The following is a 25079-nucleotide window of genomic DNA, read 5'->3' as shown; positions in this document are numbered from 1 at the left end:
GGTGTTTGGCCAGCCCTATTCACGATCGGGCTGCGCCACCGCCAATTCATTGCCGTCGGGATCGCGGAAATGAAACCGGTGACCGCCGGGAAAGGCAAAGGTCGGCTGGGTAATCACGCCGCCCGCCGCCCGTATCGCTCCCTCCCGCGCCTGGATATCCTCCACCTCGATTACCGCCAGAGGCCCCGCGGTCCATTGCGAGCGGTCGCCGTTCAGCCCGAGATTCGCCGGTCCACCGCTCGTCGCGGCATAATCGTCCCCGTAATCGGTGAAGCTCCAGCCGAATGCCTCCAGAAAGAACGACTTGGTTCGGGCGACATCCTCGACCGGAAGTTCGACATAATTGAGCCTCGCCATCTCGTCCTCCTTGTTCTTGTAATGTTCTAGAGAGCCTGATAGATCATGGCAATGGCCAAAGCGCGTCCCGTCCGAGGTGCCACCGTCAACCGCGCAAGCCGCCGGTTCAACCTGCCCGGGCACGAGCCCGACGGCGACTGGCTCGATATGCGCGACATGGTCGATGACGGCGCGCCGCCCTTGCGCACGACCGTCACCGTCGAGCATCCCCGTACGATCATCGCGCGCAATGCGTCACCCGATATCCCGTTCGACCGCTCGATCAATCCCTATCGCGGGTGCGAGCATGGCTGCATCTATTGCTTCGCGCGGCCGACCCACGCCTTTCACGATCTGTCGCCGGGCCTAGACTTCGAAAGCCGGCTGTTCGCCAAGCCCATGGCGGCGGCGCTGCTGCGCAGCGAGCTGGCCCGGCCCGGCTATGTCTGCCGCCCGATCTCGCTGGGCACCAACACCGATCCGTTCCAGCCGATCGAGACGCAATGGCGGATCACCCGGCAATGCCTGGAGGTGTTGTCCGATTGCCGCCACCCGCTGACCGTCACCACCAAGTCCGACCGCGTGGTGCGCGACATCGACCTGCTGGCGCCGATGGCGGCCCGCGGGCTGGCGGCGGTAACGATGTCGATCACATCGCTCGACCCGCTGATCGCGCGCACGCTGGAGCCGCGCGCGCCGCATCCCGAACGCCGGCTGACCGCGGTACGGCGGCTGGCCGATGCCGGGGTGCCGGTCTACGTCTCGATCGCGCCGGTCATCCCGGCGATCACCGACCATGAGATCGAGCACATCCTGGCACGCGCGGCGGAGGCCGGCGCCCGGGCGTCGTTCTTTCTGCCCGTGCGCCTGCCGCACGAAGTCGCGCCGTTGTTCCGTGCGTGGCTCGATGCGCATTTCCCCAATCGCGCCGACAAGGTGATGGCGATCATCCGATCGATCCGCGGGGGACGCGACAACGATCCGGACTTTTTCTCGCGGATGCGGGGACAGGGTCCTTGGGCGGACCTGCTGCAAACGCGCTTTCGGATCGCGTGCCGCAAGCACGGCCTGAACCGGGAAACGACGGCGTTGCGGTGCGATCTGTTCAGCGCGCCGGCGGGGGCGCAGGGGGAATTGTTCCGAGCCTGATCAGCTGTGCGTGACCTGACGCCCCGCCCGGCTCTTCATCAGCGGCTGAATCTTCGTTCCGAACGCCTCGACCCCCGCCAGAAAGTCGTCGAACGTCAGCAGCACGCCGCCGGTATTGGGCACCCCGGCCATTTCGTCGAGCATCCGCGCGATACTCGCGTAACTCCCGACCAGCGTGCCCATGTTGATGTTCACCGCGCCCTCCGGGGCGGCGAGCTGGCGGACATTGGTATCCTTGTTGACCGTATCCTTCGCGCCCTGGTCGGCCAGCCAGGCGATCGCCTCCAGGTCGACGCCGTCATTGTAAGACTGCCACTTGGCCATTGCCGCCTCGTCGGTCTCGGCGGCGATCACCATCACCAGCACGAAGACCGAGACGTCGCGCCCGGTCTTGGCGGTCGCCGCGGCCAGGCGCTCGTTGTTGGCGGCAAAGGCGGTCGGCGTGTTGACGCCCTTGCCCAGGCAGAAGGCGTAGTCCGCCCACCGGGCCGAAAAGGCGAGGCCCTCGTCCGACGATCCGGCGCAGATGATCTTCATCTCGCCCTCGGGTTTGGGGCGGACCAGGCAATCGTCCATCCGGTAATAGTCGCCCTTGAAGTCGCTCCGCCCGGTTTCCCACAATTCGCGCAGGATGCGGGCATATTCGTCGAGCATCCGGTAGCGGTTGCGGAAATGCTCGTCGCCGGGCCACAACCCCATCTGGATATATTCCGGCGGCTGCCACCCGGTAATCAGGTTCAGGCCGAAGCGCCCGTGGCTGATCGAATCGATCGTGTTGCACATCCGCGCGGCAAAGGCGGGCGGAATGACCAGCGTGGGGCAGGTCGCGTAGATCTTGATCTTGTCCGTGACCGCCGCGAGCCCGGCCATCAGCGTGAAGCTTTCCAGGCCGTATTCCCAGAACTGAGTCTTGCCGCCGAACCCGCGCAGCTTGATCATCGACAGCAGGAAGTCGAGCCCGTGCTCCTCGGCCTTCAGCGCGATCGCCTTGTTGAGGTCGAACGACGGCAGATATTGCGGCGCGTTCTCGCTGATCAGCCAGCCATTGTTGTTGATGGGCACGAAAACGCCGACCTGCATGCTATTCTCCCTGCGCGGCATCGAGCCAGTCGATCAGCCACATGTTGAAATGATCGGCATGCGTCACGTTGCACGCATGTCCGCCGGCGGACATCCGGGCATGTTGCGCCTGGGAAATGGTCCGGGCGAGCGCGGCCGAACAATGCGCCGGGACCAGCATGTCGTCCTCGGCCGACATCAGCAAGGTCGGGGCGGCGATGCCGCGCAGCCGCTCGCCCGGATTGAAGCGGCGCGCGGCGGCGATCCGCCGGCGGGTCATCTCCGCGCCGGCGAAATCGGCCAGCTGCTGCTCTTCCTCTTCCATCAACCGGGCATGGTGCGCCGAAATCCACGCCGCGGGATAGAGGAATATCGGCTGCGCATGGACAAAGGCACGAACGCCGCTGTCGCGCAAGAGCGCCAGCCGGGTGTCGAAACAGCGCGCGGTGTGCGGATCGAGCCCGGCCCAGCAATTGACCGCCACCAGCTGGTCGACGCGCGCCGGTTCGGCGATCGCCAGCGCCATCCCGATCATCCCGCCCAGGGCATGACCGACGATCGTCGCACTGGGCCAGTCGACCGCGTCGAGCAGGAGGATCAGGTCGCGCGCCATCGCCTCGATCGTCAGGTCGCCGGGAACGTCGCGATCGGATCGCCCGGTACCGCGATGGTCATAAGCAAGGACGCCATAGGACCGGGCCAGCGGTTCGAGATTGGGCGCCCAGTAACTCGCCGATCCGCCCAGCCCGGAGGACAGGATCAGGCGCGGCGCGCCGGACGGGCCGTGAACCTCGTAATAGAGCCCGGCGGCGCGCGGCATCTACCCACCCCCTTCTGCTTCCCGGGCCTTCGCCGGAGAAGGCACAGGAAGGTCAACCAAGATGCGCCACGCTGGCGATCTCGACCAGGCAATCGGGCTTCACCAGATCGCACCTGATGCAATAGCGCGCGGGCTTCGCGCCGGGGAAATATTCGGCATAGACGGCGTTGAACGCGGCATAGTCGCCCAAATCCTTGAGGAAGATGTGGTTCATCGCGACGTCGGCCATGGTTGCGCCGGCCGCCGCCAGGATGGTCCCGATGACGTCCAGCACGTGCCGGGTCTGCGCCGCGGCATCGCCGACATGGAGCACCGCCCCGCCCTCGCCCAGCGCGAGCACGCCCGAAACATAGACGATGTTGCCGGCCTTTGCCGCCGCCGAATAGGGCGCGATGGGGGTCGGGAAGTGCGGCGGGTTGATCGCGTCGAAGGGCATCGTCTTCTACTCCGGGGAAATCTGGCCGAACGAGCCGCAGAAATCGGCCACCGTGCTGACCCAGCCGAAGAACCGCTCGATATTGTACACGGCGGCCTCCTGCATCATCGGCGGGCCGAGATGATGGGTTGCGTCTTCCAGCATCACCCCGAAATATTCGAGGTGGAAGCCATCGCGCAGCGTCGATTCGACGCAGACGTTGGTGGCGATCCCGACGAACACGATGGTGCGGATGCCGCGGCTGCGCAGCGTCGAATCGAGCTGCGAATTGAAGAATGCCGAATAGCGCGTCTTGTGCAGCGTGATGTCGCCGGGCGCGGGCGCCAGCGCATCGACCAGCGCATGGTCCCAGCCGCCCCGCGCCAGCAACTGCCCGTGCAGATCGGGGCGCGCGCGCATCGTCTTCAGCGCATTGGACTTGTGCCAGTTGGGCGAGCCCGGCCCGCCCGCCTCGACATAGCCGGCGTCCCAGCCGTTCTGGAGGTAGATCACCTGAACCCCGGCGCCGCGCGCGGTATCCAGGACGGTGGCGATGCGCCCGATCGTCGCCGCCGCGCCGGCTATGTCGAACCCGGCCAAGTCGACATAGCCGCCCGGCGTCGCATAAGCATTCTGCATGTCGACCACGACGACCGCGGTAGTCGCCGGATCGAGCCGCAGTGCCTCGGGCCGGGCGGCAAGCGTCACCGATCGCGGAGACCCCGACGCGACATCGACCAGGGCAATCCCGTCAGCCAGCGCGGCCTCCATCTCGCAGATGCATAAAAGGGTGGCCGCACGGCGGGCGATTGGCAAGCCCGTCGATCATCGGCGCGGAAATGCCTAGCCGACCAGCGCCAGCCGTCTCGGCTCGACGATGCGCAGCGTCGCGGCGGCGACGCCGTCGATCGCCTCCATCCGTTCGGCCAGTTCGGCATCGAGCAGGAAATCGGTGCCGAGCAGCAATGTCGCCTCGCCGCCATCGGGCAGCGCCGTCGTCACGCGCACTTCGCCGCGCGCGCCATGCGCATCGACCAGCAGCGCGGCGATCGCCCGGAGCGCGGCGGCATCGCCGATGGCGAGGTCCAGCGCCATCTGCGTCGCATTGGCCAGGTCGGTGAACGGCTGGATGCGACGGACCGTCACCCGCGGCGTCTCCTCGCCGGCACGACGGTCGAGTTCGACCGACACCAGCCCGCACCCGCCGTCGCGCGACGCCGCTTCAAGGTCACCGGCGACCGCATCGTCGAAGCATGTGGCGACGAACTGGCCCGACGGATCGGACAGCGTCGCCATCAGATAGCGCCGGCCCTTGGCCGATGTGCGCCAGCGCGTCTCCTCGACCAGCACCGCCATCGTGGCACCCTGGCGGCCGTTGTCCGGAAGGGGGAGCGCGCCGAGATCGGCGAAACGCTGCGCGCCGTGGAGGCGGGCGAGCTGGGCGTGCCGGTCGACGGGGTGCGCCGAGAAATAGAAGCCGAACGCCTCCTTTTCCTGCTCCATCCGCTCGGCCAGGCCCCAGCGCGCCGACAGCGGCAGGCGGATATTGCTGCCCGCGACATCGCCCTCGCCGAACAGGCCGCCCTGCCCGCTGGTCTTCTGGGCATCGATCCGCGCCGCGGTCGCCAGGATGGTCTCGGCGCAGGCGAAGATGCCGGCACGATTGGGATCGAGCGAATCGAACGCCCCGGCACCCGCCAGCGTCTCCAGCTGGCGCTTGTTGAGCAGGCGCGGATCGACGCGATTGGCCAGATCGTCCAGGCCCTTGAACGGACCCCGCGCCGCGCGCTCCTCGACCAGCCGTTCCATCGCCCCTTCGCCGACCGACTTGAGCGCGGCGAGTGCATAGCGCACCGCGGGCCCGTCCGGCATGATCTCGACGTCGAAACCGGCAAGGCTGCGGTTCACGTCGGGCGGCAGGATCGCAATGCCCAGCCGCCGCATGTCGTCGACGAAGATCGCCAGCTTGTCGGTCGAATGCAGGTCGTAGCACATCGAGGCGGCGAAGAATTCGTGCGGGTGATGCGCCTTCAGCCAGGCGGTCTGGTAGGTCAGCAGCGCATAGGCGGCGGCGTGGCTCTTGTTGAAGCCGTACCCGGCGAACTTGTCGATCAGGTCGAACAGCTCGTTGGCCTTGGCATGGTCGATACCATGGGCGGCAAGGCAGCCGGCGACGAAATGCTCGCGTTGCGCGTCCATCTCGGCCTTGATCTTCTTGCCCATCGCGCGGCGCAGCAGGTCGGCGCCGCCCAGCGTATAGCCGGCGAGGATCTGCGCCGCCTGCATCACCTGCTCCTGGTAGACGAAGATGCCGTATGTCTCGGCCAGGATCGGCTCGAGCAGCGGATGCGGATAGGCGATCGGCTCGTGCCCGTTCTTGCGGCGCCCGAACATCGGGATGTTGTCCATCGGGCCCGGCCGGTACAGCGCGCCGAGCGCGATGATGTCCTCGAACACGGTCGGCTTCACCGCCGACAGCGTACGCCGCATGCCCTCCGATTCGACCTGGAACACGCCCACCGTGTCGCCGCGCTGGAGCAGCCGGTACGTCGCCTCGTCGTCCCAGGGCAAGGTGTCGGGATCGACCGCAATGCCCCGCGCCGCCAGCAGCTCGACCGCTTTCTTGAGCACCGACAGCGTTTTCAGCCCGAGGAAGTCGAACTTCACCAGCCCCGCGCCCTCGACATATTTCATGTCGAACTGGGTGACCGGCATGTCCGAGCGGGGGTCGCGATAGAGCGGCACCAGCTCGGCGAGCGGGCGGTCGCCGATCACCACGCCGGCGGCATGCGTCGAGCTGTGGCGCGGCAGCCCTTCCAGCTTCATCGCCAGGTCGAGCAGGTGGCGGACGCCGGCATCGTTGCGGTATTCCGCGGCCAGCTCGCCGACGCCGTTCAGCGCGCGGTCGAGCGTCCACGGATCGGTCGGATGGTTGGGGACGAGCTTGGCGAGGCGATCGACCTGGCCATAGCTCATCTGCAGCACGCGGCCGGTATCCTTGAGCACCGCGCGCGCCTTGAGCTTGCCGAAGGTGATGATCTGCGCGACCTGGTCGCGGCCGTATTTCTCCTGGACGTAGCGGATCACCTCGCCGCGCCGCGTCTCGCAGAAATCGATGTCGAAATCGGGCATCGAAACGCGCTCGGGATTCAGGAAGCGTTCGAACAGCAGGCCGAGCCGGATCGGATCGAGATCGGTGATCGTCAGCGCCCAGGCGACGACGCTGCCCGCGCCCGATCCGCGCCCGGGGCCGACCGGGATGGCGTGCGCCTTGGCCCATTGGATGAAATCGGCGACGATCAGGAAATAGCCGGGAAACCCCATGCTGATGATGACGTCGAGCTCGAAGTCGAGGCGCTCGCGATATTCGGCGAAGCGATCCTCTTCTCCCCTCCCGCTTGCGGGAGGGGTTGGGGGAGGGCATGCCGTGAGCGCATCGTTTGCGGACACGCCCTCCCCTGGCCCCTCCGCCAAGCGGGAGGGGGATTCGAGTTCGACAATCCGCGCGATCCGCTTTTCCAACCCAGCGCGCGCCGCCGCTCGCAGCGCCTCGGCTTCCGCCCCCGGATCCCCGGCCAGGCTGGGCAGGATCGGCTTGCGTTTCGGCGCGGCGACCGCGCAGCGTTGCGCCACGACCAGCGTATTGGCGATCGCCTCCGGCAAGTCGGCGAACAACAGCCGCATCTCCCTGGCCGGCTTCATCCACGCATCGGGCGAGCTCCTGGTCCGATCGTCGCTGGCGACATAGCTCGACGAGGCGATGCACAGCATCGCGTCGTGCGCCTCGCCGAAATCCTGGTCGACAAAACAGCACGGATTGGTCGCGACGATCGGCAGCCCCCGGGCATAGGCCAGGCCGAGCAATCCCGCCTCGGCCCTGGCCTCGACGACATTGAAGCGGCGGCACAGCTCGATATAGACGCGATCGGGGAACATCGCCTGCAATCGGTCGAGCAGCCGCGCCGCATGGTCGGGCTGGTCGTCGGCGATCAGCCGCGCCAATCCTCCCTCGCCGCCCGCGGTCAGCGCGATCAAGCCCCGGGCATGGCGCGCAAGGACGTCGAACCCCACATGCGGCGCCTGCTCGATCGGCCGGTCGAGATGCGCCAGGCTGACCAGCCGGCACAGATTGGCATAGCCGTCCTCGTCCTGTGCGTAGAGCGCGATCCAGTCGATCGGCGGCACCATCCCCTCGGGCATATCGGGGCGGCAGACGCCCAGCATGGTGCCGATGATCGGCTGGACCCCCGCCGCGACCGCCGCGTCCGAATAGCTCATCGCGGCGAACAGCCCGTTGCGATCGGTCAGCGCGGCGGCCGGAAAACCCAGCTCACGCGCGCGCCTGGCAATCGCCTTGGGCTCCATCGCGCCGTCGAGCATGGTGTAGGACGAGAAATTGCGCAGGGGCACGAAGCCGGAATGGGGCATGGCAATGTTATGCGTCTAACGGCCCGCGTTGTGAACCGCGGCGCGGCGCAAAGCTGTGGACGAGCGGCCGGGGGCGGCCGGCCGGCGTGGCCATCAGAGCAGCTTTTCGATATCCGCCGCTATCGTTGCCGGCTTTGTCAGCGGCGCGTAGCGCTGGACGACCGTGCCGTCGCGGCCGATCAGGAATTTGGTGAAGTTCCACTTGATCGCCTCGGTTCCCAGCAATCCGGGCGCCTGCTTCTTCAGCGCGGCATAAAGCGGGTCGGCGGCGGCGCCATTGACGTCGATCTTGGCGAATACCGGAAAGGTCACGTCATAGGTCAGCGAGCAAAAGCTCGCGATCTGCTCCGCGCTCCCGGGCTCCTGTCCGCCGAACTGGTTGCAGGGAAAGCCCAATATCGCGAAGCCGCGGTCGGCATAGGCGCGGTACAATGCCTCCAGCCCCTCATATTGCGGGGTGAAGCCGCATCTCGACGCGACGTTGACGACGAGCAGGACCTTGCCGGCATAGACCGACAACGCGATGTCGCCGCCATCGGCGGCACGAACGGTGAAATCAGCAATCGCGATCGTCATTGCAGCTGGCCCTCATGCAGCCTGACGACGCGGTCCATCTTCGCCGCCAGGCGCTCGTTATGCGTCGCGACCAATGCAGCGGACCCCTCCTCGCGCACCAGCCTCAGGAACTCGGCGAATACCAGATCGGCGGTAACCTCGTCCAGATTGCCGGTCGGCTCGTCGGCCAGCACCAGCGCCGGACGATTGGCGAGCGCACGCGCCACCGCGACCCTTTGCTGTTCGCCGCCCGACAGCTGGCTCGGCCGATGGGTCAGCCTGGCGCCCAGGCCGAGCGCGCCGAGCAATGATGTCGCGCGGTCCGCCGCCGTCCGCCTGGTCGCACCCTGGATCAGCTGGGGCAGGACGACATTCTCGCTGGCGTTGAAGTCGGGCAGCAGGTGATGGAATTGGTAGACGAAGCCCAGCGCGTCGCGCCTCAGCTGGGTACGCCCCGCCGCGTCAAGCCGCGACGCCTCCCGGCCGATCAGCCGCATCGACCCGCCAAAGCCCCCTTCAAGCAACCCCGCCGCCTGGAGCAGGGTCGATTTGCCCGATCCGGACGGGCCGAGCAGCCCGACGATCTCGCCCGCCGCGACGCGCAGGTCGATGCCGCGCAGCACCTGGATCGTCATGTCGCCCTGCCTGAAGCTGCGCGTCAGCCCGATAGTCTCGAGCACCGCCTCATTCATAGCGCAGCACCTGGACGGGATCGGTACTCGCCGCCTTGAACGCCGGGTAAAGCGTGGCCAGGAAGCTGAACAGCAGCGACACGATGACGATCGCCACGATCTCGACAGGGTTGGGCTTTGACGGCAATTCGGTCAGATAGCGGATCGACGGGTCCCACAGATTCTGGCCGGTCATCCAGCCGGCGAAATCCACGACGTCCTGGCGGAAAAACAGGAACAGCGCGCCGACCATCAGGCCGGCGGCGGTGCCCAGGATGCCGATCGTCGTGCCGACCGCCATGAAGATGCGCAGCATCGCGCCGCGTGTGGCGCCCATCGTACGCAGGATGGCGATATCCCGGGTCTTGGCGCGGACCAGCATGATCAGCGACGAGGCGATGTTGAACGCCGCCACGATGATGATGATGCACAGCACGGTGAACATCGCCACCTGCTCTACCGCCAGCGCCTGAAACAATTGGGCATTCATCTGGCGCCAGTCGGTCAGTGCCGCCCGCCCGCGCAACGCCTCGGCGATCGGCGCCATGATCTCGCCGACGCGATCGGCGTTGTTAGTCTGGACCTCGATATTGCCGACGGTGTCGCCCATCAGCAGCAGCGACTGGGCATCGGCCATCGGCATGACGACATAGATCTTGTCGTAATCGTACACCCCGATCTCGAATATCGCGCCGACCGTGTATCTGACATAGCGCGGCATGGTGCCGAAGGGCGTGGCCGGCCCCTGCGGGCTGATCAGCGTTATCTCGGTGCCGATATCGGCACCCAGCGCTTCGGCCAGCCGGTTGCCGATCGCGATGCGATTGCTGCCGTCGCTCAGATTGGCGATCGATCCGACGACGATCCTGCCGGTGATCGCCGGATTGCCGCGCAGGTCCTGCGTGCGCATGCCGCGCAACAGGATCGCCTCGACCCGGCCGTTATAGCTCGCCATCAGCGGCTGTTCGATCAGCGGCAGCGCGCTGGTCACGCCGGGCGTGGCCTTTACCTGCGCCTGGATGCGCCGCCAGTCGGGCAGCTGGCCGCCATAGCCCTGGATCACGGCATGGCCGTTCAGCCCGACGATCTTGTCGAACAATTCGGCGCGAAAGCCGTTCATCACGCTCATCACGATCACCAAAGCGGCGACCCCGAGCAGCACCGCGCCCAGGCTGAACCCCGCGACCAGCACGATGAACCGCTCGCCTTTGCCGGGCAGCAGGTAGCGCCCGGCGATCATGCGTTCGTACCGCGACAACAAAATCACTGCGCCTCGCCGATCCGCCCCCGGACTGCCACCGGCTCTAGGGTGCACCGTGTCCGCTGGCAATCGACTGATCCCTGTGGCGGAATCGTCACATGCGTGTCCCAATCGACTCGCCCGATGGCGATTGGCGGTGACAAAGTTCCGTGTGCTACCTAGCAACACCCCACGAAACGCAGGCAATGGCCGTGGTTCGGGGATAGCTTTCAGCTCCGCTCAAACGAGCGCGCGGGCAGAAGCGACAAGGGGGCTGACGAGCGATCGTCACGCAGGCGCCCGGGCTGGCAACAGTCCGGGCGTTTGCGTTGGGGCGAAGCGGATTGGCGACGCTGATCAGCGGTGCGAAGCATCGCCCCAACCGGCCGCCGGGCTTCAGCCGGCCCGAGCGACGGCGGCTCTGCCGCCGGCGCCTCCGGACCTTCCTATCAGAACTTGATGCTGAACGTCCCGCCCCAGGTCCGCGGATCGCCCGGCTGGCCGACGATCAGGCCGGTGCTGCCCGACTGGGTGCTCAGCAGCTCGAAATAATGCTGGTCGAACGCATTGCGCACCCAGCCGTACAGGTTCCACTGATCCCTGCGGAAGCCGGCACGGAAGTTGGACAGCGAATAGCCGTCGATATCGGTATAGCGCGAGCGCGACGGGTTGGACGAATATCTGGAGCGATAGCTGCCGTCATAGCCGACATAGGCCTGGCCCCCGCCGACCGGCACATTGTATTCCGCGCCATAGGAGAAGGCGAGTTTGGAAATGCCCGGCAGGATCTGGCCCGATATGTCGCAGGTCAGCGGACTGAGCCCCGGCACGCCGGCCGCGGCAGGCGTGGCACCGTTGAGCGCCGGATTGCCGCCCGACAGCTCGGGTGGGCATGGCGCATTGGTGAAGCGAACGTATTTGGCGTCGGTATAGGCACCGCTGGCATAGAGCGACAGCCGCGCACTTGGCCGGAACGAGGAGTCGAACTCCACGCCACGCACCCGGACCTTGCCGGCATTGGCCAGGTAACCCCGGATCACGGTGATCTGGCCGTTGTTCACCGTCGCCTGGTAATCCTTGATCTCGGTCCAGAAGGCGGCGAGGTTGAGCGTCACGCGCCGATCAAGGAACTGGGTCTTCAGCCCCAGCTCGAAATGGTTGACCTTTTCCGGCTTCACCGTCTGCGTCGTCAGGTCGACCCCGGTATTGGTCGCGTTGAGCGGCAGGCCCGACAGGTTGATCCCGCCGGACTTGAAGCTGCGCGCATAGGTCGCATAAGCATGGACGTCCGTGGTGAAATCATAGGACAGGGTGGCGTCGCCCGACAGGTTCCAGGCGCTGAACTCCGGCGCATAGCTCTGGGGGGCGAGCACGCCGAGCTGGTCGCTGTTCAGCGTCGTGCTGCCGGCTCCGGTGGTCACCACCGAAACGTACGATCCGCTTTTCTTGTCATAGTTCACCCGCAGGCCGGGCTGAAAGTGCAGCTTGTCGGTGATCGCCCAGTTGAGCTTGCCGAATACCGCAAAGCTGGTGTTGTCGAAACTGATCGTGTTGGTCGCGGTCAGCCCGTTCAGGATCGCGGGATTGCAGGCATTGGCCGTCACGGGAAGGCAGCCGGACGCGCCCACCGGCACGGCGGCACCGGGGTTGAGCAGCCAGCGGCTCGCCGCCGACCCCTGGACCTGCGACCCTTGCGTCTTGATCGTCTGCTTGAAGAAGAACGCGCCCAGCGTGTATTGCAGCCTGGTCACGCCGTTCGAGGCGATGCGAAATTCCTGCGAGAACTGCTTTTGCTGCGACGGGTTCTGCGACACCGTCGTGATCGGCAGGCCGATGAAGTCGCGGTCGTTGGCCGGCTTCCAGTCCCAATAGCGGCCTGCGGTCACCGACGTGATGGTCGCGAAGCCCACGTCCCAGCTGCCGACCAGCGACAGCCCGCCGACTTCCTGCCGCGAGTTGATCGTGGCGTCCAGGTCAGTCACGCGGTCGAACGGGTCGGTGCTGGGCGGCGCATAGCCGAACGCCGCCGCAAGCGCCGCATATTGCCGGTTGAGCGGACGCTGGGTGGCGCCGACACGGGCATATATCTGGACGCAGCATTTCGGATTCTGCACGTTGAAATCGCCCGACAACGTGAAGTCCAGGTTCGGCGCGGCGCGGAACAGCACCTGTCCGCGCAGGCCCAGATTGTCCTGGCGGTGCAGATATTCGTCGGTTCGGACGTTGTAGATCGTACCCTTGCGGTTGGTGAACGAGACGGACAGCCGCGCCGCGACCGTGTCGCCGATGATCGGTCCCGACGCCGATCCCTTCAGCTGGACGAATTCGTAATTGCCGCCGCTGACCTCGAACCGCGCCTCGGGCTGAAAGCTCGGCGCGCGCGTGGTGACGTTGATCGCGCCGGCGGTGGTGTTCTTGCCGTACAGCGTTCCCTGCGGGCCGCGCAGCACCTCGACCCGGTCGACATCGACGAAATCAAAGGTCGATGCCCCGATGCGGCCGATATAGACCTGGTCGATATAGAGGCCCACGCCCTGCTCGATGCCGTCATTGGTCAGGCCGAACGGCGCGCCCAGCCCGCGGATGTTGATCGCGGAATTGCGCGGATTGCTCGAATAGAATTGCAGGCTCGGCTGCAGCTGCTGGAGCCGGTTGATGTTGAACGACCCGGTCTGCGACAATGTCTCGCCGCCGAGTACCGATACCGCGATCGGCACGTCCTGCAACCGCTCCTCGCGGCGCCGGGCGGTGATGACGATATCGCCGCCTTGCGCATCGATCGCCGTGTCGGCGGAAACGACGGGCGCGGGGGGCGCGGGCGTGGCCTGGGGAGTGGCGGCGGCGATCGCCTGCGGCGCGCTGGCGGCGAACAGGATCGGTACGATGGCAAGCATGTAGTCAAGGTCCCCTGGATGATAGCGTGCCATAATCCCCATCAATGCAATCGGATATATTCAATTTTGGTGTTGTGGCGCGAAGCGCGGCTTTACCTCCGCTGAAAAATCACCGCTTTTCGGTGTTCGTGCGGTCTTGAACAGGCGCCCGAATGCCCCAGATAGGCGGTGGCGCGGTGCCCGATCGGGGTCGCGTCATGTGCAATCGCTCTTTGGAGGATCACTCGAATGCGACAGTTCGACCTTACCCCCTATCGCCGTTCGACCGTCGGCTTCGACCGCCTGTTCGACATGCTCGAGGCAAGCGCGCGACAGGCCAATGCGGACAATTACCCGCCGTTCAACCTGGAACGCGTCGGTGACGACCAATATCGCATCACTCTTGCCGTCGCCGGCTTTCGCCGCGACGAGATCGAGATCGTCGCGCAGCAGAACCTGCTGGTGGTCAAGGGCAAGAAGGAGAAGGACGGCGATGCGTCGGCCTTCCTCCATCTCGGTATCGCCACGCGCAGCTTCGAGCGCCGGTTCGAGCTCGCCGACTTCATCCGTGTCGAGGATGCGCGGCTGAACGACGGCCTGCTGACGGTCGACCTCGTCCGCGAGGTGCCCGAGGCGATGCGGCCCAAGACGATCGCGATCAAGACGGGCGCGCCGCTCGCCGCGATCGAGACCATGCCGGCCGAGGACGTCAAGGCGGCATGACCAATTAGGCGCCTGTACTTCCCCTCGGGCGCCGCAGGGGCGTCCGGACCGCGACGGTCCGGACGCCTTTTTCTTTTGGCAAGCCCGATGTCTGCGCCAAATTTCTCGAATGCCTGATTTGGCACAGATGGTTAAAAGTTTCTCGGCAAAATCCCGTCGTGAGCACTTGCACAAAGGTTAACGATGCCTCACTCTTCTCGTTCAGCGGCCCGGGGGAGGTCGCCAGAACGATGGGGAACATTGCAATGCGGAACAAAGCCTCGGCCTTTATGATCGGCGCGATTGCGCTGCTCGCGGCGTCGCCCGCGCTTGCTCAAACCGAGGTCTCGGGCGAACGCGACGGCTATAGCTGGACCGCCAGGTCCTCGATCGTCGCCGCGGTGCCGACCTCGACCGGATTGACCGGCGGCGGCGGCAGCCCGCTATTCTATCCGTCCAGCGACAAGAGCGGCGTCGTGGCGCTCATCATGCAATATGCCAATGGCAGTGCCTTCATCTGTTCGGGCAGCCTGCTCGCTGATCGACAATCGATTTTGACCGCCGGCCATTGCGTCAGCAGCGGCGCGGGCACGGGCAACCCCATGAAGACCACGGCCTATTTCTACAACGGCAATCCCGACGTTCGGACGCCGTTTCAGACCGTGGGTACCGCGATCGACGTGACGGATTACTTCGTCAACTCGAAATATACCGGGCAGGTCGTCGACCAGAACGACATCGCCGTTCTTCGCCTTGCCTCCGCGGCGCCCAATTCAGCACAAGCGTACAGTCTGTTCACCGGCGGCAATCTTACGGGCGACGTGTTCAACGTCGCGGGTTACGGCCAACGATCGACCGTCGGCGGCGCGCTGGGTGGCAATGCCCAGACCGGCTATCTGCGCGAGGGCTATAATTCGTATGATTACGCGTTAGGCGATCCCCGGTTCGGCGGCTTCTTCACCAATATCGACCCCGCCAAAGGCACCAATTTCTTCGGCACCGCCGACATCGCGTTGAGCTTCGTCAGCGATTTCGACAATGGACTGCAGGCGAACGATGCCGCTGGCCTGATCGGTCGCGCGTTGACCGGGAGCAGCGTGTTCTTCAACGCCGGGCTCGGCGCCCTGGAAGTCGACATTGCCGGCGGTGATTCGGGCGGCCCCGAATTCGTCAATGGTCAGATCGCCTCGGTCAGCAGCTACAGCCTAAGCTTCGGCAAGAGCTATGGCGACATCGATGCCACCCTCGATTCCAGCTTTGGCGAGTTCGCAGGCTTCGTGCCGACCTATATCCATGCCGACTGGATCAATTCGCTGCTGGTCTCGCCGGCGCCGGAACCCGGCACCTGGATGATGATGATCGTCGGCTTCGGCCTGGCCGGGGGCGTATTGCGCCGCCGGCCGGTCGCCGGAATGCGGATGGCGAGGGCCTGAAATTCCCGGCGGGCGCGCCGGTTACCGGCGCGCCCGCTCGCCTTGCCCGCGGTGCCGATCCGGCCAGTGCGGCACCTAGACCAGCCGGCTCTGGCGCACCGCGGCGGCGATGAAGCTGGCGAATAGCGGATGCGGGTCGAACGGCTTGCTTTTCAGCTCGGGATGGAACTGCACGCCGACGAACCACGGATGATCCGGACGCTCGACGATTTCAGGCAGCACGCCGTCGGGCGACATGCCGCTGAACACCAGCCCGCCTTTTTCCAGGCGCTCGCGATAATTGGTGTTGACCTCGTAGCGGTGGCGGTGGCGCTCGCTGATCGCGGTTCCGCCATAGATCGAGGCGACCACCGAATTGCCGTCGAGCGTCGCGTCATAGGCGCCGAGCCGCATCGTGCCGCCCAGGTCGCCGCCCTCCTCGCGCTTTTCGATGCCGTCCCTGCTCATCCATTCGGTGATGAGGCCCACCACCGGCTCGTCGGTCGGGCCGAACTCGGTCGATGACGCGCCGGGAACGCCGCTCAGGTCGCGCGCGCCCTCGATGCACGCCATCTGCATCCCGAAGCAGATGCCGAAATAAGGAATGTCGCGTTCGCGGGCAAAGCGGACGCTGGCGATCTTGCCCTCCGCGCCGCGTTCGCCGAACGCGCCGGGGACGAGGATCGCGTGGCACGGCTCCAGCCGCGCGGCGATCGCGCCCTGGTCGTCCTGCTCGAACAATTCGGCGTCGATCCAGTCGATATCGACCTTTACCCGATTGGCGATCCCGCCATGGACCAGCGCCTCGTTGAGCGATTTATAGGCATCGGGCAGCCCGACATATTTGCCGACCACGCCAACCGTCACGATGCCCTCCGGGCTTGCCAGCCGGTCGACGATGGTCGTCCAGCGCGACAGATCGGGCGCGCTGCCGGGCATGATCCCGAACGCCTTGAGCACTTCGGAATCGAGGCCCTCGACATGATATTGCGTCGGCACCGCATAGATGCTGGCTGCGTCGAGCGCGGGGATCACTGCGGCGGTGGGCACGTTGCAGAACAGGGCGATCTTGGCGCGTTCGCCGGCGGGCAGCGGCTTTTCGCAGCGGCAGACCAGGACGTCGGGCTGGACGCCCAGCGCCGCCAGCTCGCGTACCGAATGCTGGGTGGGCTTGGTCTTCAGCTCGCCCGCGGCCGAGATATAGGGGACCAGAGTGACGTGGACGCTGACCGAATTGTGGCGGCCCAGATCGTTGCGCAGCTGGCGGATCGCCTCGATGAACGGCAGCGATTCGATGTCGCCGACGGTGCCGCCGATCTCGCACAGCACGAAATCCAAATCGTCGGTCTCGGCCAGCGCGAATGCCTTGATGGCGTCGGTGACGTGCGGGATGACCTGGACGGTCGCCCCCAGATAGTCGCCGCGCCGCTCGCGCTGGATGATCTGGCTGTAGATGCGGCCCGACGTTATATTGTCCGTCTGGCGTGCCGCGACCCCTGTGAAGCGCTCATAATGGCCGAGGTCGAGGTCGGTTTCGGCGCCGTCGTCGGTAACGTATACCTCGCCGTGCTGATAAGGGCTCATCGTCCCGGGATCGACGTTCAGATAGGGATCGAACTTGCGGATGCGCACGCGATAGCCGCGTGCCTGGAGCAAGGCGGCTAGGCTGGCGGCCATCAGGCCCTTGCCAAGCGAGGACACCACGCCGCCGGTAATGAAAATGAACCGCGCCATGGGAATCACCGATTAGTCGGTCGGGGGACCATCCGACAAGCGCGCGACTCCGCCGCCAGCGAAAATACGGTGGGGAGTTCCGCCCCGCTTCCCGATCAGCGTTCGAGCGGGACCGCGCCGTTATCGGCGGGCGGCGTCGTGGGCGCCGCCTGCGTGTTGGCGCCGGCCGCCGCCGCGGCATTGGCGGCAGCCCCGGCGAACGGCGTATTGTCCGCCGGCGGTGCCGCGGTCGCCGCCGCCGCCGGTGCAATGCGGTTGAGCGAGGTATCGACGACCGTCGCATGACGCATCGCCGCCAGCACCGCCAAGGTGATCGACAGCGCCACGAACGCCGTCGCCAGTCCGGCGGTCGATCGCGTCAGGAAATCGGCGGTGCCGCGTGCCGACATCAGTCCCGACGGGCTGCCCCCGGTGCCCAGTCCGCCTCCCTCCGACCGCTGCATCAGGATCACGGTCACCAGCAGCACCGCGATGATGGTCTGGATGACGAGCAGAAAGGTGAAGACCATGACGGGATGCGTGCCTGAGAAACGAGGATCGGGCGCACATAGGCCAGCGGCGGGGTGCGATCAACCATCCAGCCTTTTGCGCATTGACGCATTTCGCCCCCGCATCGAAACTCCCGCGCCGACCAAGCGTTGGTTAAGGGAAAGCGGAGTTTTCCGCCAATGCCTTAGCGAGCAATCACATGAACTTTGCAACGACAGTGACGGCGACGGGGGCAACGGCGAGCGTGACGCAGCATCCGCTCAACCGGTGGAAGCAGACGTTGATCGACTATGTTCGGTCCGGCGAGCCCGATTTGACCAACCGCCAGATGGCGCTGCTGCTGGTCGTATATCTCAATTCGGGGCCGCATACCGTCCGCGGGCTGGCGCGCGCGTTGAACGTGTCCAAGCCGGTCGTTACGCGCGCCTTGAACAGGCTGGGCGCGCTCGGCTATCTGCGCCGGCAGCGCGACGACACCGACAAGCGCAACATCTTTATCGCGCGGACATCCGAAGGGGCGGGCTTTCTTGAAGAATTCGGCCAATTTGTGGGGGAGGACGAAGATCCGCCCGCCCGCGTGGCCTCCGCGTAGGAGCTTTGCGCTGACCGGACCGACGGTGGCGATCGATCCGCTGAGCAATGGCGTCCGCCGCGATCTGGCCGACATCCGCCTCGCCGACATCGTCTTCGCGCCGCATTATGCCGCGCCCATGCCGTGCGTCGTGGTCTTGCCCACGACATTGCGCGCCCAGGCGGCGCGCGGCTCGGCGGTGCTGGCGGAACTCACCGCCGGCGAGCCGTTCGAGGTCCTTGAAATCACGCGCAACACCGCCTGGGGGGTATCGCCCGACCGGCGGCTGGCCGGCTATGTCGACAGCGACGCGCTGGACCACGCATCGTGACGCTTCAGGTGTTCATCGACGGCGCGGCGGGAACCACCGGGCTGGAAATCCGCGAGCGGCTGGCCAGGCGTGCCGACGTCGCGCTGGTCGAACTCGACGCGGCGCGGCGCAAGGATCCGGCCGCCCGGCGCGAGGCGCTCAACGACGCCCGGATGGTCATCCTGTGCCTGCCCGACGATGCCGCGCGCGACTCGATGGCGATGATCACGTCGGCACGTACCCGCGTGATCGACGCCTCGTCCGCGCATCGCGTGGCCGACGGCTGGACCTATGGCTTTCCCGAGCTTGATCCCGGCCAGGCCGCGGCGATTTCGGAAGCCCGGCTGGTTGCCAATCCCGGCTGTTACCCGACCGGTTTTCTCGCGCTGGTCAGGCCGCTGGTGCGCGCGGGTCTGCTGCCGCCCGATTATCCGGCCGTCGTCAACGCGGTGTCGGGCTATTCGGGCGGCGGCAAGACCATGATCGCCGATTACGAACACGGCGCGGGGTCGTCGGCGCGCGCCTATGCGCTTGGCCTGGCGCACAAGCATGTTCCGGAAATGCAGAAACATGCCGGGCTTGCCCACCCCCCGATCTTCCTGCCCTCGGTCGCCGGCACCTATCGCGGGATGATCGTCGAAGTGCCGGTCGCGCTTTACGCCTTGCCGGGGCGGCCGACGCTGGCGCAATGCGATGCCGCTCTCCGCGATTCGTATCAGGGCAGCGCGATCGTCTCGGTGGCGTCGGGGGAAGCGGCCATGGTGACGATCGAGGACGATGCCGGGACGGACCGCCTGACGGTCCGCGTCTGCGGCAATGAGCGGACGGGCCAGGCGCGGCTGATCGCCACGCTCGACAATCTGGGCAAGGGCGCGGCCGGCGCCGCGGTGCAGAACCTGAACATCATGGCCGGGTTCGATCCGGTCGCGGGCCTGACGCTGTGATCGTGGTGCGACGATCGGGCTGACCGCGTTGCCTCGCACCGATGGACGAGACGATCTCAGGAGACCCCAATGCCCGAAGCGCGCCAGCCCCTCGACCATTTGCTGCTGTTCGGCGCGACCGGCGACCTGGCGCAGCGGATGCTGCTGCCCTCGCTTTACGGGCTCGACGAGGACGGCCTGCTCCCCGCCGATATGGCGATCACGGGCACCGCGCGAACGGATTATGACGACAATAGCTATCGCGCGTTCGCCAAGAAGGCGCTCGACCAGTTCCTGCCCGACGACCGCAAGGACAAGGACAAGATCGCCACGTTTCTGAAGCGGCTGCGCTATCAGTCGCTCGATGCCAACGATCTTGCGGGCTTCAAGGTGCTGGCGGACAAGATCGGCGATGCCTCCAAGGAACTGGCGATCTTCCTGTCGACCGCGCCCAGCCTGTTCGAGCCGACCATCAGGGGGCTGGATTCGGCGGGCCTGGCGCATGGCATGGTCCGGATCGGGCTGGAAAAGCCGCTCGGCTACGACCTCGCGTCGAGCCGCGAGATCAACGACGCCGTCGCCCGGGTCTTTCCCGAGGACCGCATCTTTCGCATCGACCATTATCTGGGCAAGGAGACGGTCCAGAACATCCTGGCGCTGCGTTTCGGCAATTCGTTTTTCGAGCCGGTGTGGAATGCGCAAGGCATCGACAACGTCCAGATCACCATCGCCGAGACGGTCGGGTTGGAGGAGCGCGCGGGCTATTATGACGGCGCCGGCGCGCTGCGCGACATGGTCACCAACCATATGCTCCAGCTGCTGGCGCTGATCGCGATGGAGCCCCCCGCCCGCTTCGACGGCACCGCGATCCGCGACGAGAAGTCCAAGGTGTTCCGCTCGCTGCGCACGATCACTCCCGAACAGGTGTCGCAGGTCACGGTTACCGGGCAATATGGCGCAGGCGCGGTCGGCGGCGCGGTGGTGAAGGCCTATGCCGAGGAACTGGGCAAGCCGTCTGCCACCGAGACGTTCATCGCAATCAAGGCCAATATCGACAATTGGCGCTGGCAGGGCGTGCCGTTCTACATCCGCACGGGCAAGCGCATGGCGGTGCGCCGCAGCGAGATCGCGATCCAGTTCAGGCGCGTGCCGCATTCGATGTTCGCCGGGCGCGGCGGCCTGCTCCAGCCGAACAAGCTGATCATCCGCCTCCAGCCCGAGGAATATATCCAGATGCTGGTGATGGCCAAGGCGCCCGGCCTCGACCGCGACGGCATCCATCTGCGCGAAGTCCCGCTCAATCTCAGCATGGACGCCGAATTTGCCGGTGCCCGCCGCCGCATCGCCTATGAACGGCTGCTGCTCGACCTGATCGAGGGCGACCAGACGCTGTTCGTGCGGCGCGACGAGGTCGAAGCGCAATGGGCCTGGACCGACGCGATCCGCGCGGGCTGGGCGGCGAACGACATGAAGCCTAAGAGCTATCCCTCGGGCACCTGGGGCCCCTCGGCGGCGATCGCGCTGACCGAACGCGACGGCGTGACCTGGCAGGATGATTGATCCGTATACGGACGGGAATGACGAAATTTGACGAGGACCTGATGAGCGAAGAAATCGAATGGTGGGAATATGAGGATGTCGCCGAAATGGCCGAGGCCGTCGCCGGCGATATCCAGTTCATCGTCGAAAGCGCGATCGAGGCGCGCGGCGGCGCGGTGATCGCGCTGGCCGGCGGCAAGACCCCAGTGCCGATCTATGCCAGGCTCGCCAGGGCCAAGCTGGACTGGAAGCGGGTGACGATCATTCCCGGCGACGAGCGGATCGTTCCCCTGGGCGATCCGCTGTCGAACGTGACGATGATCGGCAAGACGTTCCTCCCGGCCGGCGCGCGCGTGATGCCGATCGTGCCGCAGGCGATTGCGGACTATAAGGCGGCGGGTCGGTCGGCCGACGCGCTGATGCAGGACCTGCACTGGCCGCTCGACCTGTGCCTGCTCGGCGTCGGCGGCGACGGGCATACCGCGTCGATCTTCCCCGGCCCCGATTTCGACGAGGCGCTCAACGGCCCGAAGGAGCGCCGGATGCTCGGCGTCCTGCCCGATCCCTTGCCCGCCGACGCGCCGGTCCCGCGCGTCACGCTGTCGCGCGCGGCGATCGTCGGCGCGGCATCGGTGATGATCGCGGTGACGGGAACGGCCAAACGCAAGGTGCTGGAGGCGGCGATCAAGCAAGGACCCAGCTCGACCTATCCGATCGGCCGGGTGCTTGCCGATACCGAATTGCCGGTGGACATCCACTGGGCACCGTGACCGCCTGAGTTCATCCTGCCATGGAGGTGGTCGCGGTCGATATCGGGGGCACGCACGCCCGCTTCGCCATTGCCCGGGTCGCGGCGGGCAGGGTCATGTCGCTTGATGAGCCCGTCATCCAGGACACCGGCGCGCATGCCGGCCTGGAAGCCGCCTGGCATGACTTCGGGCAGCGGATGGGCCGGCCGCTGCCGCGCGCGGCGGCGATCGCGATCGCCTCGCCGGTCGGAGGCGAGGCGATAAAGCTGACCAACAATGCCTGGATCATCCGCCCCGCGTCGATCCCCGAGCAGCTGGGCGTGGACCGCCATGTCCTGGTCAACGATTTCGGCGCGGTGGCGCACGCGGTGGCCCAGCTGCCGGCGGCGGATTTTGATCATGTCTGCGGCCCGCGACGGGCGATGAAGCGCAGCGGCATGACGGCGATCTGCGGCCCGGGTACGGGGCTAGGTGTGGCCGGCGTGTTCCACAGCCCCGTCGGTTACCATGTCATCGAGACCGAGGGCGGGCACGTGGATTTCGCCCCGCTCGATCCGTTTGAGGATGCATTGCTGGCGCGGCTGCGCAAGTCATACACCCGGGTGTCGGCCGAGCGCGTCTGTTCGGGCCCGGGGATCATGGGGATCTATGAGACACTGGCCGAAATCGATGGCGTCGCGGTGCGCCGTCTCGACGACAAGGCGATCTGGACGCTGGCGCTGGCGGGCGGCGATGCGCTGGCGGTGGCGGCGCTCGACCGATTCGTGCTGGCGCTTGGGGCGTTCGCCGGCGATCTGGCGCTGTCGCAAGGCGCGCATGAAGTGGTCATCGCCGGCGGGCTCGGCCTGCGGCTGAAGGACCATCTGGCCCGCCTGGGCTTTGCCGAGCGCTTCACCGCCAAGGGCCGCTTCCGGCACTTGATGGCCGACATCCCCGTCCGGCTGATCACCCATTCCCAGCCCGGCCTCTACGGCGCCGCTGCCGCCTTCGCACAGGAGCATGCCAGGCAATCCCCTTGAACGGCCCTACATCTCGCCGCGTGCGCGCCTGATCGCATACCATTTCTGCACGTTGGCGTTGTGCTGCTCCAGCGTGTCGGCAAAGACGTGCCCGCCCGTGCCGTCCGCCACGAAATACAGCGCATTCGACCGCGCCGGATCGAGCACCGCGTCGATCGAGGCCCGCCCCGGATTGGCTATCGGCCCGCTGGGCAGGCCGACCATCGCGTAGGTATTGTAGCCGTTGCTGGCCTCCAGCTCCGAACGCAGAATGCGCCGCCCCAGCGGGCGCCCGCGCGTGATCGGATAGATGATCGTCGGGTCGGCCTGAAGCGGCGTGCCGCGCTTCAGCCGGTTGCCATACACCGCCGCCACCAGCCGCCGCTCGGCGGGCTTACCGGTTTCCTTTTCGACGATCGACGCCAGGATTAGCGCTTGCACGGGCGTCGCCACGGCGATCCCCGGCTTGCGACGCCGCCACGCGTCCGCAAGATACGTCCGCATCGCGCGCTGCATGCGGTCGAGCACCGACTGGCGCGTGTCGCCCCGGACATAGGCATAGCTGTCGGGCAGCACGCTGCCCTCGGCGGGCACCGCGACCGTTCCGGTCAGCTGCGGCGCCTTCATCAGCGCCTCCTGCACCATCACCGCCGGCCAGCCTTCGGGAATGGTCACGAAGCGCTGCACGGTCCTGCCGCCCTGGAGCAGCTTCAGGATGTCCGACTGGCCGAGATGCGCGGGGATGCGGTATTCGCCCGCCCTGATCGGCGCGCCGCCGCCCAGGACGCGCGCCAGCAGTCGGAACCGCGCGGCCGACGAGATCGCGCCGGCACGTTCGAGCCGGTCGGCCGCCTGGGCCAGGCTGGCGCCCTGCGGGATCGACACCGTGAGGTTCGCCGGCGCCGGCCCCGGCCCGCCCCAGGCCCGTATGACCGCCACTGCGGCGGCGACGATGAGCAATACGACGAGGAGGCCTATGCATCCGCCGCGGCGTCCTGCTCCCTTCCTGCGCCCCGCGGCGGTGCGGTGGGGCGGCGCCACTCAGACCGCCTTCATCACCAGGCTGGCATTGGTCCCGCCGAAGCCGAACGAATTGTTCAGCACGGCCTTCACCTTGCGCTTCTTGGCGACATGCGGGACCAGGTCGACGCCGATGCAATTGTCGCTGGGATTGTCCAGGTTGAGTGTCGGCGGCACGATCTGGTCGCGCATCGCCAGGATGCAGAAGATGCTTTCGACCGCTCCCGCGCCGCCGAGCAGATGGCCGATCGCCGACTTGGTCGACGACATCGACATCGTCTCGATAGTGTTGCCGAACAGGCGACGCACCGCACCCAGTTCGAGTTCGTCCCCCAGCGGGGTCGAGGTGCCGTGCGCATTGACGTAATCGATGTCGGCAAGGTCCAGGCCGGACTTCCTCATCGCCATCTGCATCGCCCGGAACGCGCCGGACCCTTCGGGGTGCGGCGCGGTTACGTGAAAGGCATCGCCGGACAGGCCATAGCCGACGATTTCGGCATAGATCTTGGCGCCGCGCGCCTTGGCATGATCCAGTTCCTCCAGCACCACGACGCCCGCGCCCTCACCCATCACGAAGCCGTCGCGATCCTTGTCATAGGGGCGGCTGGCGCGTTCGGGCGTATCGCGGAAGCCGGTGGAGAGCGCCCGCGCCTGGCCGAAGCCGGCAATGCCGATCGGGCAGATCGCGCCTTCCGCACCGCCCGCCAGCATCACGTCGGCATCGTCCATCGCGATCATCCGCGCAGCGTCGCCGATCGAATGCGCGCCCGTCGAACAGGCGGTGACGACCGCGTGGTTGGGTCCCATCAAGCCGTATTTGATGCTGACCTGGCCGGAGATCAGGTTGATCAGCCGGCCATGGACGAAATGCGGGCTGACCCGGCGCGGCCCCTTGGCGGCGAGCACCAGCGATTCGCTTTCGATCCCCGGCAGGCCGCCGATACCGGCGCCGATCGAGCAACCGGCGCGATAGCGCTGTTCGTCGGCCATGTCGGTGAGACCGGCATCCTCGATCGCCTGGCCGGCGGCATCAATGCCATAGACGATGAACGGATCGACCTGGCGCTGGACCTTGTGGTCGACGCG

General features: G+C 66.5%; 23 protein-coding genes. 9 read left to right on the top strand and 14 right to left on the bottom strand.

The features are described from left to right. Positions 1-15: 15 nt before the first annotated feature. The gene (locus ACFE7K_RS01075; RefSeq protein ID WP_375396304.1) at positions 16-357 is read right to left on the bottom strand and encodes a VOC family protein; all 342 of its coding nucleotides are present in this window, start codon (positions 355-357) and stop codon (positions 16-18) included. Positions 358-408: 51 nt separating this feature from the next. Here ACFE7K_RS01075 and ACFE7K_RS01070 point away from each other — a divergent pair, with 51 nt between their 5' ends. After that, positions 409-1485, top strand: coding sequence for a PA0069 family radical SAM protein (locus ACFE7K_RS01070; RefSeq protein ID WP_375396413.1), 1077 nt, complete (start codon positions 409-411; stop codon positions 1483-1485). Here the strand turns inward: ACFE7K_RS01070 and rutA are convergent, their stop codons facing one another. The 9 genes from rutA to ACFE7K_RS01025 form a co-directional block, all read right to left on the bottom strand. Next, the gene (gene rutA, locus ACFE7K_RS01065; protein WP_375396303.1) at positions 1486-2565 is read right to left on the bottom strand and encodes a pyrimidine utilization protein A; all 1080 of its coding nucleotides are present in this window, start codon (positions 2563-2565) and stop codon (positions 1486-1488) included. A 1-nt stretch (position 2566) separates the two neighbouring features. Continuing rightward, positions 2567-3364 (bottom strand): pyrimidine utilization protein D, encoded by a 798-nt coding sequence (rutD, locus tag ACFE7K_RS01060; protein WP_375396302.1) that lies wholly within the window; start codon positions 3362-3364, stop codon positions 2567-2569. Positions 3365-3416: 52 nt separating this feature from the next. Continuing rightward, positions 3417-3800: a pyrimidine utilization protein C gene (gene rutC / locus ACFE7K_RS01055; protein ID WP_375396301.1), complete on the bottom strand. Its 384-nt coding sequence runs from the start codon at positions 3798-3800 to the stop codon at positions 3417-3419. A gap of 6 nt (positions 3801-3806) precedes the next feature. Next, a complete protein-coding gene (gene rutB, locus ACFE7K_RS01050) occupies positions 3807-4550 on the bottom strand; it encodes a pyrimidine utilization protein B (RefSeq protein ID WP_375396300.1) in 744 nt (247 codons plus the stop codon). Between the two features lie 72 nt (positions 4551-4622). Beyond that, positions 4623-8207, bottom strand: coding sequence for a DNA polymerase III subunit alpha (gene dnaE / locus ACFE7K_RS01045; RefSeq protein WP_375396299.1), 3585 nt, complete (start codon positions 8205-8207; stop codon positions 4623-4625). 93 nt (positions 8208-8300) lie between these two features. Then, the gene (locus ACFE7K_RS01040; protein WP_375396298.1) at positions 8301-8783 is read right to left on the bottom strand and encodes a glutathione peroxidase; all 483 of its coding nucleotides are present in this window, start codon (positions 8781-8783) and stop codon (positions 8301-8303) included. Next, the gene (locus ACFE7K_RS01035) at positions 8780-9454 is read right to left on the bottom strand and encodes an ABC transporter ATP-binding protein (protein WP_375396297.1); all 675 of its coding nucleotides are present in this window, start codon (positions 9452-9454) and stop codon (positions 8780-8782) included. Before ACFE7K_RS01035 ends, ACFE7K_RS01040 begins: the two co-directional genes overlap by 4 nt. Beyond that, a complete protein-coding gene (locus tag ACFE7K_RS01030; protein ID WP_375396412.1) occupies positions 9447-10697 on the bottom strand; it encodes a lipoprotein-releasing ABC transporter permease subunit in 1251 nt (416 codons plus the stop codon). The genes ACFE7K_RS01035 and ACFE7K_RS01030 overlap by 8 nt, the downstream gene beginning before the upstream one ends. 425 nt (positions 10698-11122) lie before the next feature. Continuing rightward, on the bottom strand, positions 11123-13567 hold the full coding sequence (locus ACFE7K_RS01025) for a TonB-dependent receptor (protein ID WP_375396296.1): 2445 nt from the start codon (positions 13565-13567) through the stop codon (positions 11123-11125). A gap of 228 nt (positions 13568-13795) precedes the next feature. Here ACFE7K_RS01025 and ACFE7K_RS01020 point away from each other — a divergent pair, with 228 nt between their 5' ends. Then, positions 13796-14269, top strand: coding sequence for an Hsp20 family protein (locus ACFE7K_RS01020; protein WP_375396295.1), 474 nt, complete (start codon positions 13796-13798; stop codon positions 14267-14269). A 269-nt stretch (positions 14270-14538) separates the two neighbouring features. Then, positions 14539-15681: a trypsin-like serine protease gene (locus ACFE7K_RS01015; protein ID WP_375396294.1), complete on the top strand. Its 1143-nt coding sequence runs from the start codon at positions 14539-14541 to the stop codon at positions 15679-15681. Between the two features lie 75 nt (positions 15682-15756). Here the strand turns inward: ACFE7K_RS01015 and ACFE7K_RS01010 are convergent, their stop codons facing one another. Next, positions 15757-17394: a CTP synthase gene (locus ACFE7K_RS01010; protein ID WP_375396293.1), complete on the bottom strand. Its 1638-nt coding sequence runs from the start codon at positions 17392-17394 to the stop codon at positions 15757-15759. A gap of 95 nt (positions 17395-17489) precedes the next feature. Then, entirely contained in the window at positions 17490-17903 is a 414-nt protein-coding gene (gene secG, locus ACFE7K_RS01005) for a preprotein translocase subunit SecG (protein ID WP_375396292.1), read from the bottom strand. A gap of 179 nt (positions 17904-18082) precedes the next feature. Here secG and ACFE7K_RS01000 point away from each other — a divergent pair, with 179 nt between their 5' ends. The 6 genes from ACFE7K_RS01000 (at position 18083) to ACFE7K_RS00975 (ending at position 22994) form a co-directional block, all read left to right on the top strand. Next, entirely contained in the window at positions 18083-18475 is a 393-nt protein-coding gene (locus ACFE7K_RS01000; RefSeq protein ID WP_375396291.1) for a MarR family transcriptional regulator, read from the top strand. Between the two features lie 25 nt (positions 18476-18500). After that, complete coding sequence (locus ACFE7K_RS00995) at positions 18501-18785, top strand: SH3 domain-containing protein (RefSeq protein WP_375396290.1); 285 nt, start codon at positions 18501-18503, stop codon at positions 18783-18785. After that, on the top strand, positions 18782-19708 hold the full coding sequence (gene argC, locus ACFE7K_RS00990) for an N-acetyl-gamma-glutamyl-phosphate reductase (RefSeq protein WP_375396289.1): 927 nt from the start codon (positions 18782-18784) through the stop codon (positions 19706-19708). The genes ACFE7K_RS00995 and argC overlap by 4 nt, the downstream gene beginning before the upstream one ends. A 69-nt stretch (positions 19709-19777) precedes the next feature. Then, positions 19778-21247 carry a glucose-6-phosphate dehydrogenase gene (gene zwf, locus ACFE7K_RS00985; protein WP_375396288.1) on the top strand — a complete coding sequence of 490 codons (1470 nt, stop codon included), beginning with the start codon at positions 19778-19780 and terminating at the stop codon, positions 21245-21247. 41 nt (positions 21248-21288) lie between these two features. Beyond that, positions 21289-21996: a 6-phosphogluconolactonase gene (pgl, locus tag ACFE7K_RS00980; RefSeq protein ID WP_375396287.1), complete on the top strand. Its 708-nt coding sequence runs from the start codon at positions 21289-21291 to the stop codon at positions 21994-21996. Between the two features lie 20 nt (positions 21997-22016). Then, positions 22017-22994, top strand: a complete 978-nt coding sequence (locus ACFE7K_RS00975; RefSeq protein WP_375396286.1) for a glucokinase — start codon at positions 22017-22019, stop codon at positions 22992-22994. A gap of 6 nt (positions 22995-23000) precedes the next feature. Here the strand turns inward: ACFE7K_RS00975 and mltG are convergent, their stop codons facing one another. Continuing rightward, complete coding sequence (mltG, locus tag ACFE7K_RS00970; protein ID WP_375396285.1) at positions 23001-24014, bottom strand: endolytic transglycosylase MltG; 1014 nt, start codon at positions 24012-24014, stop codon at positions 23001-23003. Next, positions 24015-25079, bottom strand: a 1065-nt coding sequence (fabF, locus tag ACFE7K_RS00965; protein WP_375396284.1) for a beta-ketoacyl-ACP synthase II, incomplete at its 5' end; no start/stop codon positions are given.

This window comes from uncultured Sphingomonas sp., from assembly GCF_964244265.1.
Classification (GTDB): domain Bacteria; phylum Pseudomonadota; class Alphaproteobacteria; order Sphingomonadales; family Sphingomonadaceae; genus Sphingomonas.
The sequence above is the reverse complement of the archived record's forward strand: the minus strand, read 5'-3'. Positions and strand labels throughout refer to the sequence as shown.

Excerpts from the sequence above, each read along its gene's own strand:
- ACFE7K_RS01075 (WP_375396304.1), bottom strand. The coding sequence starts at position 357 with ATGGCGAGGCTCAATTATGTCGAACTTCCGGTCGAGGATGTCGCCCGA.
- ACFE7K_RS01070 (WP_375396413.1), top strand. The coding sequence starts at position 409 with ATGGCCAAAGCGCGTCCCGTCCGAGGTGCCACCGTCAACCGCGCAAGC.
- rutA (WP_375396303.1), bottom strand. The coding sequence starts at position 2,565 with ATGCAGGTCGGCGTTTTCGTGCCCATCAACAACAATGGCTGGCTGATC.
- rutD (WP_375396302.1), bottom strand. The coding sequence starts at position 3,364 with ATGCCGCGCGCCGCCGGGCTCTATTACGAGGTTCACGGCCCGTCCGGC.
- rutC (WP_375396301.1), bottom strand. The coding sequence starts at position 3,800 with ATGCCCTTCGACGCGATCAACCCGCCGCACTTCCCGACCCCCATCGCG.
- rutB (WP_375396300.1), bottom strand. The coding sequence starts at position 4,550 with ATGGAGGCCGCGCTGGCTGACGGGATTGCCCTGGTCGATGTCGCGTCG.
- dnaE (WP_375396299.1), bottom strand. The coding sequence starts at position 8,207 with ATGCCCCATTCCGGCTTCGTGCCCCTGCGCAATTTCTCGTCCTACACC.
- ACFE7K_RS01040 (WP_375396298.1), bottom strand. The coding sequence starts at position 8,783 with ATGACGATCGCGATTGCTGATTTCACCGTTCGTGCCGCCGATGGCGGC.
- ACFE7K_RS01035 (WP_375396297.1), bottom strand. The coding sequence starts at position 9,454 with ATGAATGAGGCGGTGCTCGAGACTATCGGGCTGACGCGCAGCTTCAGG.
- ACFE7K_RS01025 (WP_375396296.1), bottom strand. The coding sequence starts at position 13,567 with ATGCTTGCCATCGTACCGATCCTGTTCGCCGCCAGCGCGCCGCAGGCG.
- ACFE7K_RS01020 (WP_375396295.1), top strand. The coding sequence starts at position 13,796 with ATGCGACAGTTCGACCTTACCCCCTATCGCCGTTCGACCGTCGGCTTC.
- ACFE7K_RS01015 (WP_375396294.1), top strand. The coding sequence starts at position 14,539 with ATGATCGGCGCGATTGCGCTGCTCGCGGCGTCGCCCGCGCTTGCTCAA.
- ACFE7K_RS01010 (WP_375396293.1), bottom strand. The coding sequence starts at position 17,394 with ATGGCGCGGTTCATTTTCATTACCGGCGGCGTGGTGTCCTCGCTTGGC.
- secG (WP_375396292.1), bottom strand. The coding sequence starts at position 17,903 with ATGGTCTTCACCTTTCTGCTCGTCATCCAGACCATCATCGCGGTGCTG.
- ACFE7K_RS01000 (WP_375396291.1), top strand. The coding sequence starts at position 18,083 with ATGAACTTTGCAACGACAGTGACGGCGACGGGGGCAACGGCGAGCGTG.
- zwf (WP_375396288.1), top strand. The coding sequence starts at position 19,778 with ATGCCCGAAGCGCGCCAGCCCCTCGACCATTTGCTGCTGTTCGGCGCG.
- pgl (WP_375396287.1), top strand. The coding sequence starts at position 21,289 with ATGAGCGAAGAAATCGAATGGTGGGAATATGAGGATGTCGCCGAAATG.
- ACFE7K_RS00975 (WP_375396286.1), top strand. The coding sequence starts at position 22,017 with ATGGAGGTGGTCGCGGTCGATATCGGGGGCACGCACGCCCGCTTCGCC.